Consider the following 14,931-nt stretch of genomic DNA (forward strand, 5'->3'; position numbering starts at 1 on the left):
TACCATTATTCATTCAGTTATTAAAAAAACGTTCTAGGTGCATTATATAATGATGACTGGATAACTGGCTTATTTAAATCGTACTTATGAGTAATGGATTGAACTGTATCAGCAAACCACTTTGGAGCAAGAGGTGACACATAAACTTCATCGATTAATGTATCTATATTACATTTCAGTGCTGTCCCATATTTTTCGAAATAAGGGTCATCCACTGACTCAAAACATAATAATCTAAATTCATTTTCATGGCTAAAAGAACGCCTTTTATAAAATAAACTTTCATAAGTATTGTTACTTGCCATTTCATTATCATAATCAATATATTGAACCTGGCCATAAAAAATATCATCACTTTCCATACTACTGATCATATTATTCACATTGCTTTTTATAGCAATACCATCACCAGCCCGTAAGTATAAGTCCCACATTGCAGCTGACTCATTATCATTTATATGCCAGCAGGATACACCTACTTGATCTAATAGCAATTTTGACTTTTCTATTAAACCTTGCCTTCTAACATCATAATCATACTTAATATCTGGTATGTATGAAACTGGTTCACCAATTATGCGCTTAAAATCAACTTCTGAGTAAGCTCCCTCATAAGGATCTTTAAAAGATGTGGGCTTACTAAAAAAAATAGAGCTGCTATCTAATAAATTTACAAACTTAGAAAAATCCATGTACCGCCATATACCTTTAGATTTGTTCATATTATTGTTATAAATATTATATTCGTTGTTATACTGTGAAAGTTCCACAAACTCTTGTTTTCCAATTAAATATGTCCGTGTTTTTTCTTGATCCAACTCCATCCTCCTCATTCTATTAAATTAAATTTTAAAATAACTTCATTTTATTTAGATGTCTACATGATGTATTCTCCAAATTCTAAAAAAGAACCTCAAGAGTCCATATTACTCATGAGAGGTTCTTAAAATTTTAGGTAAATCCTAAAAATCCAGTCAATTTTCGTTTATCGGGATTCTAATCCTTATCTAGCAAAGGGTTTGAAGACAGCTTACATCATGCCGCCCATACTCTTAATACCTTAAATTTCAGCAAATAAGATTTAAAAACCTTTAATGCTCTGACTTTTAAGTCGCTCGCAGAGTTTTTATGATAAATACTATCTCATTATTTATATACATCATCCAGTCAAAATCCAGTCATTTAATTGAACCCAAACTAGTTAGTTTCTAAAATCCCTTATTAAAAAGAAACTATTTTAATTGGTAATGTATATGATGTGGTTTTCATTTTGTCTGCAGCAATCGTAATTTTTAGTTTTGGATCTTTTGGGTTTCCTACGTATTGACCGTTAAAGAAAAAGGTAGGTAACTTCGTTTTAAATCCCACATGTATCATTGAACTATGACTTTGACCTGGAATCCACTGAAATGCATACCACCCCATTGCATGAGCATGATCTATTGGCATCCACCCTTCTAAATCGTTCTCTCCAAAAAAAATATTTAAAAACTCTATCTTCACTAAAGGGTTAATCGCTGAAACTTTTCCAATATTGACCAAATTTAAGTTCCATTCATTATAAGGGCGAGACAGATCGATTTTACCATCTGCGTCTAGTCTCAAGGTTGGCCCCATTTTTTCAGAATCATAAGGAACTATCTCCAACTTTAATTTTGGACCGGTGACAGAAGCTTTAAAAGCTAAACTCGCAACAAGTAAAGCTCCTGCAGAAAAAATTAAACTAGTGTAAGAGATGATATAATTTACTTCTTGCAAATTCTTGTTAAACTCACCGAATTTCCAAGGAAAAACAAAAAGAAGAATTGCAAAAGAAATTGCCATAATAGAAATGATTACTGTTCCCCATCCCCATTTACTATCCATATGGTACCTCTTTCTTATAATCAAGTTTGATCTATAATTATGTTCTAGAGTTAAAAAGTTTATTTTTTATTGATTTAATAAGCTTAACCTTCATAAAAATTATTGGTCATCCCACACCTAAAGCTTTAAAAACAGCATCAATAGGATCTGAATAAAACATAGGCGTTACTTTTATCAGTAAATCAGAAGGAACAGTTTGCAAGTCAGCAACAGAAGCAGCAGGAATTAAGACACGTTTTGCACCAGAGTCCACACATACTTGAAGGACGTTGGCAAGATTCTCTACTTTACTAATTGTTCCACCGACAGTCATGTTTCCTAATACAACTAAACTCTCCTGTACAGGCTTCTCCATTGCTCCTGAAGATAGTCCGATTAGTTCCGCAATGGCTAATTGATTAGTCAAACCTATTCCTTGCAAATCAGTGGCATGCATTAAATAATCTTTGGTTTTTATACTAATCGTGCCACTTATACTTTTACTATTTGAAGTGAAGTAACGAAAAGCTGTATCTAGGCTCTCTTTTACATCTCTATTCGATCCAACACCAGACTTTTCAAACTTGCCCGATCCTGATACGACTTGGTTTTCAAGCTTAAATACACCAATCATGTCAGATTCGCCATAACCAACCGTATAAACATGCCCTGGTTTTCCAAGACCTTCAGGGATTAACTTACCTCCACCTTGTTCTGGCACAGATACATATTCTTCTTCCAAGGTGTCCTTTTGTATATAAGAGAACATCACATCATAAAATTCCATGCCACCAATCTTTTTAAGCTGTTCTTTAACTCTACGGCGACCTTCAAGAGCATATTGTAAAATCTCTTCAATATCTTCTTTCGTGTACTCATCATTTGGATATAATAGTTTAACTAAGCCTGATACCGTTTTTCTTACCCCAATTACATCACGTTGATTTAGATTATTTCCTAACTTAAAGAATCGATCGATTGAATCACCAAAAGATCTCTTTCGCATTTCCCTGAAATATTCTGCCATGTAGTCTACAATGAACCCATATTTGTCAGTAAAAAAGTCAGGTCTCATCTTAGGGATCTCCCATCCTGGAAGATAGTAATGCATACGATCAAAGAAAGCAGAGTCATTCGCCATTTCTTCAGGGAAAGGAGCAAAGAGGTGGGACGTTTTGATTAAAGAATCTACACTTTGATTGATATTACCTACAAAAACCATGGATGCAGAGGCTGTCTTTTCTTCTTTTCCTCTGGAGAAAGATCCAGAGGCCATAAAGTCCTTCATGATCTGAATACCATCTTTATCTTTAAACTTAATACCTGCCACTTCGTCAAATGCTACAGTATCCCACATCCCCACTAAACCGACCTGTCGAGAAGACATGTTATAAAATAGATTAGCGACTGTAGTTTGCCCGCCTGAAACCAGGACAGAGTTAGGAGAAATTTCTTTATAAACATGGGACTTACCTGTTCCCCTTGGGCCTAATTCACACATGTTATAGTTGTTTTCAACCAATGGTACGAGTCGAAGCAACAAATGCCACTTAACTCGGTCATCTATTTGGGTCGGCTCCATACCAGTTGAACGAATTAATACATCTATCCATTCTTCTTTAGTAAAGTGTTTACGCCCTTCAAATATTTCATTTACATCCATGTTAGGCATCTGAATGGGCTTCAAGTTACTGATGCTGAATGGGTTCATATCACGTTGTTCTTCATCGTAAAAATAGTCCATCTTTAACATACACCAAATTCCGCCTGCTAGGAGCTTATCGAACTCTTTGATATAGTTGGAAGAAATCGGTACACCTTTTAAACCAAGATTTGAAAATTCAGCCTCATAATAGTCTTTTTTAGAATTCAACTTCACTGTTATCTTATCAATAATTGAGTACTGTCCTACTTCACGTATTCTAGACTTTATCTTTTCAGCTTCATCAGGTCGAACAAAGTTTTCAGATAGGATCTTCTTAACACGCTTAACTCCTTCATCAATACTTTCTTCATCATCAGTAGCCGCATACATGCCAAGAAGATATTCCAACACATGAACAGGAACATTGGCTCCCTCTTTAATCAGCTTAGTTAAATCCTTCCTGACCACTCTTCCTCCAAAAACGTCATTCAGTTTTCTATCTAACGATATTGCATCTGACAACCCCTGATTCTCCATTGCTTCACTCCACTCCCTTAAAAGTCGAATTCATTGCTGATGCCTAAGCTAATAGTAAATGGAATGCGTTCTAAAACTACTCCTGTATTCATGTCTTTCACAATTAAATAATATGTCTTGTTTTTATCATAATCCTTCGTTTTAAGGACAAATTGCAATTTAAACATACGTTCTTCTGGTTTATCTGTCATTTTATCTGCAATGACAACTTCTTCATTAGATATTTTTTGCTCTTGTTCATCGACCATGAAAATATTAGCAGTTCTTGGAGTCATCTTCCCTACCACTTTTTCTGTCTGGAAAAAATTAAGCTGAAAGATGCTATTTGTAAGCTTTCGTGCAGTGTTCGTTAGTTTGATGTCCACTTGTTGCGTTTCTCTACTACGAGCTTGACCTTTTCTTGCATTTTTAAACGTGATGAGAGGAACAACTACTTCTTGCAAACTGGCTCCTCCATGAACAAAATTAACCCCTTGTCCTTTCATCTTGAAACGGATTGTCGACTTCGGAACATAGCATTCTTGTTCATTCGCTATGATTCCTTTAAGAGGGATTCGTAACAATCCATCAACATTCTCTTTATCATCAGATAATATATAGCGACGTTTCATTTCATTAATAGTAAAATTAACCTTCTCAATTTTATCGCTTTCTTCGAGAGGATTTCTTTGATAGATGAAACCATGATCGGCAGTAATATAAATGTTCGTACCGCTCAGTTCATCACGAATAATTTTTACAATCTTGTATATTTCCTCAATTGCTTTTTTTACAGCATTAAAGGTGCTTCTTTCGGTTGATGCATGATCTCCTGTAGCATCAATAGCGTTATGATAAATGTAATTTACTTTCTTCCCTTTAAATTGTTGTCTCCTATCATTCTTGCTCATGGCATTTAATTCATTAAAACTGAGAGCAGTGCTTTCTTCAACTGTATCCTGTAAGATCTTTTTACGTTCTGTGGTTCCTTGTGATGCTTTGCCATCAACCATTACATTTTGGTTTGAATCAAACTCTAAAGTACGATGTGGTAAAAGAGATGCCATCCCTAATTTTGTCACAGAAGGAAGAACGCTTAACATGGATTCTATTTGACTACTACCCCTGGTTTCTGCATTTAGATACTTTGCAACTTCAACCCCAATATCATATCGAAGTGCATCAGATATGATAACGAAGACCCTGTCTCCATTCTTCACTTTAGGAGCCACGTATTGCTGATAGAAATTCTGCTGTTTCATTATGCCATCTATTGCCCACTCATCTTCTATCTCTTCCATAATGGAACTTGTCCAGTTATTGTTCAATCCACTCATATACCAATTCGTATATACATATTCGACCATTCTCTGTAGTTCTTCCATGGATTCGCTTGTTTCTGCTTCATCAAATGCATTGTAGAATTTCCGATAATAGGTATCCATTTGGAAATAATCCTCAAGATAAGAATTGTGCATATCCTTCATCGACTGTTTTGGAATACCCATTGGATATTGCTTTTTGAACTCATACATTTCGACTGTGTTGAACAACGCCTCATAAATTGCCTTATTTTCTGGATAGAAATGTTTGGCGCGACGTACACGAATAAGACTTTTATATTCTTCATAATCTTCAAGTTGAGCTTTAATCCCCTTGAAAATATATTGGATGATTGCTTGATCCAGGTAAGGAAAGATGTCTGTCTTCTTACACTCATCAATTTTCATTGGTTGGACAATGTATTCAATATTAATGTCTCTTTCAATTTCCCGAACATATTGATCATATATTTTTGAATCTTCTGCATGGTGCATCCATCGATCAATAAATATAAGAGAGTTTGTTTTATTGTTAGAAGCAATGTAATCTTTCACATTTAACAAATATTCCTCATTAACTGTTTGACTAATAGCTGTTACAGAAAGATGTGTCATCAGCTTTTTCAGTGATGGATGGGGTTGTTCAAATCCATAATGCTTTTTGGCATACTTCCAAAAGGTATTTACATCAAAGAATTTTTCCATTTCAATAATGAATCTATTCTCATCATCTTCCAATGTATCCATCAATACAGCTTTCATTACTTCTTCAAAAGTTGGAGATTTCACATTGCATAGTACACTCATAAGAGTAACTTCGAATGTTTCTTCTGTATATTTTGAGATACCCAATGCTTTAAATTTATTTACTCTTTTACTGCTATTAAAGAACTTTCTATACTTTTTCACTAAGGCTCTCAAAGAAGTGTCAATACCAATTTCCTTCATGATAATGGAGACTTTGTCTGCATAGAAACTCTGTGAATAGAGGTGCATATCGATTAACCAATTATCTTCTGAAGAAAGGTCATCTGTCGTATAAATCAAGTAGTGGGATAATTTGTCTTCTTCTTCCAACAAATATTTAGTCTGAAAGCTGTTATTATCAGTTAATTTGTGAACTTTCACATTAGAAATTTCTATGTCATCTATCACATCAGCAAATTCCTTATCTTTATCCATCCAAAAGACTATTCTTCTGGATTGATGATCCCCAAGAGGTTTTGAATAGGTTTTATGAAGTGTTTGGATTATTTCATTTATTTCCATAGATATGCCACCTTATATAGTCTTGCTATGTACAAGGATATACCAAGTTAATATGGCATATCCTTCTTACTGCTCTTATTCCTTTACTTCTTAGCCAACAGATTTATAAATTTCTTATAATTAATTTCTACACCATCGTCTAAATCTATTTCAATTTGCTGATCTGCCAGATGGTGTAGCACTTCATCATAGTCTTTCAGTTCTCCGATTTTCTTTTCCAAAGATTTTAATTCTTTTTTTGCTTGGGCGATTTCTCTTGAAGTTGAATCTCCATCAATGATGTTCAATAATGACTCTTTTTCAGCATCCATACGTAATTGCAGTTCATGTAGGTAATCAGTGCGTATTCTACCTAACGTTGTAGAATCATAACGATGCAGATATATTAAGCAATTAAAAGCCTTTTGCTTACCTGAAGTAAACATCCAATAAATCGGAGCTTTCCTTCCTCTTGCACTGTAAATGCCTATATGATCTTCATAGAATGAATTTGTAAAGTATCTTCTTATAGTTTCTATAGCAGTCTCGTTCTTTTTCTTTCCAAGAACATTTGCTACATAATTTAAATTTAATTTTAATGTTTCTTTACCAAAAGTAATTTCGATAAATTTTTCCAAACGAGAGGCAATATCATCATTAAAATAAGAACCAGATAAAATAGGTAAGATATTATCCTCGTCAGCTTTAAAGGAATTATACTTTTCTTTATCAAAACTTTGATTAGTACAAATAACACCTGGTATATCAAGAGAGAATCTACCTAACATACATCCTACAGCATAAGAAATAAATGACTTAATGGTATCTTCTTTTTCTACTTTATTAATCGTTATATCCCGATCCTCAACATTAGGGGAGATGAAATAATCATCTACATTATAACTCTGAATAAAGATTTCATTAAGTCGTTCCTCTATTATCTTCAACCTATTGAATCTTGAATCAGATACAAATTCCCATTTATTAAAAATATTTTCAATTAGGTTGGTATCATCCCTATGCTTTATTAAGGGATGTGTTTCGAATTCTGTAGAAGTTTCATAACTGTCCCAGTCGTCTTTAGAGATTTGTATAGCCTCTCTAACTAACTGATTAATTTCTTCAACATTACCATCATTTATTATTACAGGAAGGTCAGAAACATTTCCTACCTCATAATTTAGAGTGGAACTTAACATATTCATCAATTCATTGGAGACCTTTGAATTTAAAAATCCAAGTAATATATATAAATAGTCCTCCTTAATATCCGTAACAGCGGAGCCACCTCCCCCAAAAAGAGAGTTATTAATATACCTTACAGAAAACTTATAACTACTTATCGCCGACCAAGTCAAAGACTCTTCAAAAAAATGTTTAAAGTTTGCTCCGCTTGATTTTCTAAATTTCCTAATTTCTTCGCCTTCATTCTCCCAATTTATAACGTACAGATTGTTCCCATACCACTTTTTAAACCCTCCACCTTTACTATAAGGTTTCCATTTATTAAATTTATTTTTATTATCTATTTCAAACCATAACCTAAGGAATCTTTTATTGTCTCTTGTTTTAACACCTTCAAATAGCTTGCCATAGTCTGACACTTTATCTTTATTTTCAAATGCAGAAAATACACCAGTACTTGCCCAATAAACTATTGGATTTCCACTGATTTTTTTGAATTGATCAGGGAAACATTTATATCTATATGGAACTTCTGGGTTTTCTATAGCTTCCAGTGTTTTGGTTGGTTGATTTTCTGGTCCTGTGAACTTAGAAAGGCTTATAAACTGTCCAAGGTCATTGGTATTAGAACCTCTTAAAGTAAATGTACAAACTGGCACAGTTGCCTCTGGAAAAGCATTGTATTCCAACTGAATCAGCGTGGTTATGCTATTATTATCAATAATTTTTTTCCTCAATTTCTCATACGATGATATAAACATCCATACCAAAGGTGTTAACATACCAATATGTCCTTCTGCTATTACTTTACTTCTACAAAAATCCACAAATACAGCAAACATATCTGACTTAGAATCTGGATAATAAAGACTCACATATTCTGACAAAGAATGCTCCATATATTTACCACCAAAATATGGCGGGTTAGTAACCACAATATCGAACATTTGCGACATAATAGTTGCCTGTTTTAGTACTGAAGGTAATATACCTAATACCTTTTCCCTAATTTCTGCTTCAAAGATATTTTCTGCAGGCTTATCCTGAATGTTTTTTATTTGGTCTTCAATTAAACTTTTATCAGACTCATCAACTTTAATTATTGAACCAAGCATTTTAGCATTATAAAATTGTTTTAAGAATTTTTTTACCTTCTCATAGTTCTCCCCGTCATTCTCACCTGCAATAAATGTGAAATCTTCCTCATCTAAAGTATTAGTTTCTTGGATCGAGTATAAATTAAGCACCAATCCATGCCTCTTTATACTTCTTAAAAAACGTATATTACGTTGCATAGCCTTCATCACTACAGAGAAACAAGCTAATTGATATGCTCGATCGTCAATATCCAATCCAAATAAATTGTTTTCGATAATTAATCTTGGGATATCTCTTTCCAAATACCCACATTTGCTATATAACTCATATAAAACATCAAACAAATAAACAAGAATATGCCCACTTCCCATAGCAGGATCAAAGCATTTTATCTCTTCAACTTTCAAATCTCTTTTTAGATATGGAATTATTTTTTCTTCAAATTCTGGTTCTGTATTAGGACTGTCAAGGTAATAATCCCATTTATCTATTAAATCCCGATCCTTGGGATGGTTTTCAACCCAATATCGGCCTAATGAATTTTGAACCATATATCGCACAATCCAGTCAGGAGTAAATAATTGTGTCGCAAAAGGAATCTCATCAGTTTTATATTTCTTTTTCGCATGAATTACTCGATTTTTTTCTTCAGCAATGTAAAATTGATATAACCATCCGATTATTTGGACGTTTTCCCAATCTCTCTCTGGTATTGATTCTGTATTCGTCATATTTCTCAAAAACGAATCTTTTGATAATAATCCCTCAGGAAACAAAATCTCAGTATAGTCATCAATCTTTTCAAACATAAATGGCATATAATCATACAAATCATTACATTGCTTTATTATCAAATATTGGAAGAGCTTATCGTTTTCGTTTTTGACTTTTCGCTCATAAACCCATTCTTTATCAATATCAAAATCTAATGACATAGCTTCCTTGATAATTTCAGGAATTGGATCTCCTGGACTTGACGAAGACAATACACGTATATTTGATGGTAAATATTCATTCACTTCCATGAACCTTAAAGCTGTAAACCTGTTAAACCATGTGTATGCTACCTCTTCCATTACTTGATTAAAGTCTTTCTGTTCTATTCTCTTAATTAAGTTTTTTCTTTGCTTTTTTTCTTCACTTGAAAGCTGTCTACCTTCAATAAATACGGCATCTGAGCTTTCAATATCAGCTTTTTTCACATTTTCTTCTGTAATACCAATTTTCATAGCCTTCGCTTTTACTTTATCAAGAAGCTCTCTTCGAGCGTTCGTAGCAAACGAGCGTAACGCAGTTTTATTCATCTTATAGCCTCCGTATATCAATCAATAAACTCAATGTGATTTTCTCTGATAAGTTGTTTTAATTCATTAGTTAGTGAATTCAAATACCTATCTACATCCGCCTCTGAAGTTAGTTTTGTAACACTAACCAAGTCCTTAATTCTTACCTGCTTGGTAGATGGCTTATGACGTGCTGGTATTGTCCCCTCCCCACCAGAATCATCTTCATTATCCTTCTCACTTTTCTTCCTAATATCTTCAACTAATATGCGTTCGAAACGACTCTTCAAAGAGTTACTTTGAGTGATGGCTGCATCCACTTTATATATATTGACAAATCCATCAATTCTATCTAAGAGGTCATCAAACGTGCGTTTTATTTTTAATGTGGTTTCCTCAGTAACACCATCTGTATTAGTTTTAAGCATCAAATTATCATAGGTAAGTTGTACTTCTTCTTTTGCCATTACTTTTTTCTTAGTAAGTACATTTTGTATTGCTTCGTCAATCTTATGTGCAAGCTCGGGTATATCTTTGATTTTTTTGTAAGGAATAGGATCATTCACAATATTTTTCAACTGAAGAACTGTTTCTTGGGTACTATCATCCTCAAGGTAAGATTGGTTTTCTTCATATTTTGAAAATGCTTCCAAACCCTGATCAAAAATTTCCTTTTGATTTTCAAAGAAGCTGAGAACTAAAGAAACGTCTTCTTCCCAATCTAACAATTCGTCTTCCATCTCATTTAATTTAATAAAGAAAGATGCATTATCCATTCGGTTAGTAAATTGATTGAAATACTCCAAACCTTTATCCAATAAACTTTCCCCTGGATACTTTCTAACTTCGTAACGTTCTTTATAGGAACAGATCTTTTTCTTCTGATCTTCTATCAAATGTTTGATTTCATGAACCAAACCATCTTCATCATCAGGTAAGTCTGTTTTATTAAATACATTCTTTGCAATGTTTCGAGCTTTTCTCAGTAAACCATCATCAACCCTGACTCGTTTTGTAATAATTGCTCTATCTACATCTGAAGATTTAATCAAAGCATTTAAAATATTTTTACTTTCTGGTTCTACATATTCACCATTATACGTAATACGTATAAATTGTTTTTTCAGTAAGGTTGCAATCAATCCAGCAACATCATATTCACGCCAACCATAAGGCTTTGCATTGAAATGCTCTAACAAGATTTTAGTACGAACTTGTCTACTGAATTCATGTTGTAAATTGATGAAATCTTTTAACTCTTGAAGAGCAAGTTCATTAGACCTTACTTCAACATCTAATGCCATTTGTTCATCACCACTTCGAGCAAGTGCCAGTAGTTCATTGTCGTTTTCCACATGCACCTTGATATATTCCAGCTTTGTATAGACGTTTTCTACTAATTGATTCATACCACCAACAATCTTTTCTTTTACTGTAGACCCTTTTACATCAACTTGCTCCCCGTTGATAAAGAATTGAGCTGACTTAATCGCATCTGAAATCAATCCTTTTACCCTTCTCTTTCGTTGAGCCGCTTCTAACCGTTTATTATTTAGGATATTCTGCATATTTTCAGGCAACTGCTGAATATTCTTCTGCTTACGGTATTCTTCAATTTTTAAAGCTTCTTCCATCTCTTCTACATATCCTTCATTACCTTGAAGGCGAATCCAAAGCTCATCATTTCCAGAGGTTTGCATCAATAGCTCCTGATCGGATAATCGGTAGTAGTCGGACAAAGGAGAGATGAAGTTAATACCTATTGGTGCTGTTTGATTCCCGTAATTTTTTTCGTCCATTTTCCGATTGAAGCTAAACGAATGTTTATTTTTATATCTAAACTTTCGATCATCGAATAGATCTTGGTAGATATAGTTGGCGGTTTCACGCTTCACAATTTCCTCTTCAACCTTGGTTGATTTAATATCTCGGTTTATATCCTGTTCATCATCTGTCAAAAAGATATAAACATCTCCATTTTTTTGAATAAGGTTTTGAGATATCAGTTTTCGTAGTGACACCTTGATACGTTCTTTAAGTTCCAGCTTATCTTCATCTATATTCGTAACCATTAAGGTCGCAATGTTATCCAAGTTAGCAGGCAAATCATCGATATACTTAATCATGAATAATACTTTAAGTACATCCATGTTAAAATCAACATCTTTTAGTGCTGGATTTTCATAGGCTCCTTCTATGACTCTTGCTACAGATGGTGTTAAAAATTCACGAATTGTCTCGTAGAAAGCGTATAGCGGTATTAATGTACCTTCTTCAAGATTTTTAAATTGTAGAGCTGACTCTTGGAAAGCTGAAAGCATAGAACGCTCTCCCTCTGATAAATGCTTTCCAGAGGATCCATGTTTACGTACTTGTTCAAATACTTTTTGAAGCAGTTTGAAATGATAAGGGACAAATGGGTACACGTCTGCAAATTCATTGGCACCATCGTAACCTCTCAAATCAGCTGTGCTTTCCTTAAACGATACTAAATTTTTCAGTTTTGCATTGTTATTATCTTCAAGATAGATTTGTTTCAACTTCTGATTTACAAATTCTTTTTTAGCTAATATACGTTTTTTAATGACTTCATCAACTGAAATGGAAGATAAAGATAGTCTTGTATCAAAACGGCCTTGGATACGGGAAAAATCATCTCCCTTAACTTTCAGCAAGCTATCAATACTTTCTTGTGCTGTTACAATAATCCACACCTTACCATTACAGTACGTCCCTATGTCCTCTGTTACTGTCTGAAGGTTCAACATTAATTTACGGCTATCACCTATGTACTGACCGATTTCATCCACAAGGAAAACCAAATGGAAGTTGTCACCTTTTTGTTCGGTATATTCCTTTACATCCTTGGCAAACTTCTCAATACTGATTTCATAGTTATTCACACCGTTCTCAAACCAGTTACGAGCAGATTCCTCTGACATATCCGTTACTTTTGTCAACGCTCCAATAACAAAGTCTGCATCGAAATAAAAGGTATTTCGACGATCCACCCATTCTTCTCCTGCCAGCTCTTCAAATTCATCTTTGAAGTCTTCGTATACACCTTTTTGATCCAGGTATTTCTCCATCTCAGCCACGCCTGGAATGTCTCCATAATAGCCTCTATGTTCATAAAACACTTTCATGAATACTTTCAATATGGCATCTTCTTTGGACTTTCCATCAAGTGAACTCTTGGAATCAATGTTAAAAAGAATTACTTCTGTTTCCACATCAGCTGTACGTTTCATATTTCCTAATACCATGGGATCTTGAATCTTATTTTCGAAGTAATCTAACGCTCTTTTTCCTTTTACTTCTTTGTTTTCAAGAAGGTAAGAGAGTATCTTTAGATAATGTGATTTACCCGATCCAAAGAAACCCGAGATCCACGCCCCCATTTTATCTGTATAACCATCGATCCCTTCTTGATATTTGTCGTAGAATTTAGAGAAGTGTTTTTGTAGCTCTTTTGTTACTACATACTCCTCTAATTCCTGATAGATATTATCTTCATCCGTTTGAGCTACTTTAATGACACCTTTCAATGGTCTTTCTATATTCTTTTCAAACATTTCACGTATTTGCATTTTAAATTCCTCCTCCTTTTATTAATCCACTAACCGAAATGCTCGGTAATAATTATCATCTTTAAACTTACCGAATAACTGTAATGAAGCCCCGTCATACTTCCCTGGGAAGAACAATATAACTGGCGTATTATCCAATACTTCCTGAAGGTTGTTCAAAATATTATGTGAACGAACAAATGGGTAAACTTTACCTACCCCTGTGATCAGCACAACATTATGGTCTTTTATTTGCTCATCAATCTTACTTAAAAATATATCGGGCTTTGTAAAGTTTCTCATAGCCTTAAACAGGGCATCCTTTCCCTGCTTCTCTTCCATTTGGAAGACTCGTTCAAAGATGCCCTTTTCTTGTGCAATCTCAACCATCATTCTGTATAGATCAAATTCAATAACTTTTCGGTTTGAATTCTCATGGCTGAATTCTTTTTTGATATGTAAAATGTAATCTCGTACCACCAATTCATGTTCTGGATCGTAATCAAAAACATAAAAACTTATCTCATTACCCAATCCTCTTCCTTTTATGAACTTCTCTTCTTTTATCTTCGGTATGATTTTGTCCAACCTTTTGTATATATTGCTCATATTATTACCTCATCATCTCCCATCGCTTTTAAATAAGCGATGTCAGCTATATTTCTCAAATGGTCACGCAAGTTTTCATCTATAAGAAGTTGTCTTATCTTACCGCGTTTCTTATCAATCAAAATTCCAGATTCGAACAATAATTTAAAATATACTTGTCTCAGTTTGTTATAAGTGTTTTCTGACCATCCAGCTATCTTTGTTTCTTGCTCTGCTTTTGATGAAAAAAACATATTAATGTCCTTTTTATCAATTACGAAATCATTAACTTCCAACTTCTCTTTGATGACTTCATCCATGAATTCGAAAAATAACCTATCCGTTTTCATAATTGCATATAAGTTGATTGCTTTACCTGTCTCCAGAGGTTCTTTCAAGACCATTTCTTTTAATGTCTCGTCTAATACCTCCATTCTTTTAACAATGGTAGGTGCTATTCGCTTCAAGCTTGAAGTGAACTTATATTCAAAGATGTTTTCCTGGATAACTTCCTCTTTTATTTCGAAAATATTTAAGCCATCTGCTTCAAGTTTTATCACTTGCTTCAATTCGTATAGCAAGAATGAAACACCTGTCAGATTAGCACTATATTCTAACTCTTTTTTCATGCA

General features: G+C 33.9%; 8 protein-coding genes. All 8 read right to left on the reverse strand.

What is annotated here, in order from left to right:
* Window positions 1–20: 20 nt before the first annotated feature.
* Window positions 21–818, reverse strand: coding sequence for a hypothetical protein (locus ACXACN_RS06445; RefSeq protein WP_474963193.1), 798 nt, complete (start codon window positions 816–818; stop codon window positions 21–23).
* 403 nt (window positions 819–1,221) lie between these two features.
* Window positions 1,222–1,866, reverse strand: coding sequence for a hypothetical protein (locus ACXACN_RS06450; protein WP_474963194.1), 645 nt, complete (start codon window positions 1,864–1,866; stop codon window positions 1,222–1,224).
* Between the two features lie 106 nt (window positions 1,867–1,972).
* Complete coding sequence (gene brxL / locus ACXACN_RS06455; RefSeq protein ID WP_474963196.1) at window positions 1,973–4,027, reverse strand: protease Lon-related BREX system protein BrxL; 2,055 nt, start codon at window positions 4,025–4,027, stop codon at window positions 1,973–1,975.
* A 17-nt stretch (window positions 4,028–4,044) separates the two neighbouring features.
* On the reverse strand, window positions 4,045–6,597 hold the full coding sequence (pglZ, locus tag ACXACN_RS06460) for a BREX-1 system phosphatase PglZ type A (protein WP_474963197.1): 2,553 nt from the start codon (window positions 6,595–6,597) through the stop codon (window positions 4,045–4,047).
* 83 nt (window positions 6,598–6,680) lie between these two features.
* Window positions 6,681–10,163 carry a BREX-1 system adenine-specific DNA-methyltransferase PglX gene (pglX, locus tag ACXACN_RS06465; RefSeq protein ID WP_474963198.1) on the reverse strand — a complete coding sequence of 1,161 codons (3,483 nt, stop codon included), beginning with the start codon at window positions 10,161–10,163 and terminating at the stop codon, window positions 6,681–6,683.
* Between the two features lie 17 nt (window positions 10,164–10,180).
* Window positions 10,181–13,732, reverse strand: coding sequence for a BREX system P-loop protein BrxC (gene brxC, locus ACXACN_RS06470; RefSeq protein ID WP_474963200.1), 3,552 nt, complete (start codon window positions 13,730–13,732; stop codon window positions 10,181–10,183).
* Between the two features lie 21 nt (window positions 13,733–13,753).
* Window positions 13,754–14,320 (reverse strand): DUF1788 domain-containing protein, encoded by a 567-nt coding sequence (locus tag ACXACN_RS06475; protein WP_474963201.1) that lies wholly within the window; start codon window positions 14,318–14,320, stop codon window positions 13,754–13,756.
* Window positions 14,317–14,928, reverse strand: coding sequence for a DUF1819 family protein (locus ACXACN_RS06480; protein WP_474963202.1), 612 nt, complete (start codon window positions 14,926–14,928; stop codon window positions 14,317–14,319). Before ACXACN_RS06480 ends, ACXACN_RS06475 begins: the two co-directional genes overlap by 4 nt.
* Window positions 14,929–14,931: the final 3 nt, after the last annotated feature.

This window comes from Halobacillus sp. AWM4_238 (genome assembly GCF_056158265.1).

Coding starts and splice junctions, on each gene's coding strand:
- ACXACN_RS06450 (WP_474963194.1), bottom strand. CDS start 1,866: ATGGATAGTAAATGGGGATGGGGAACAGTAATCATTTCTATTATGGCA.
- brxL (WP_474963196.1), bottom strand. CDS start 4,027: ATGGAGAATCAGGGGTTGTCAGATGCAATATCGTTAGATAGAAAACTG.
- pglZ (WP_474963197.1), bottom strand. CDS start 6,597: ATGGAAATAAATGAAATAATCCAAACACTTCATAAAACCTATTCAAAA.
- pglX (WP_474963198.1), bottom strand. CDS start 10,163: ATGAATAAAACTGCGTTACGCTCGTTTGCTACGAACGCTCGAAGAGAG.
- brxC (WP_474963200.1), bottom strand. CDS start 13,732: ATGCAAATACGTGAAATGTTTGAAAAGAATATAGAAAGACCATTGAAA.
- ACXACN_RS06475 (WP_474963201.1), bottom strand. CDS start 14,320: ATGAGCAATATATACAAAAGGTTGGACAAAATCATACCGAAGATAAAA.
- ACXACN_RS06480 (WP_474963202.1), bottom strand. CDS start 14,928: ATGAAAAAAGAGTTAGAATATAGTGCTAATCTGACAGGTGTTTCATTC.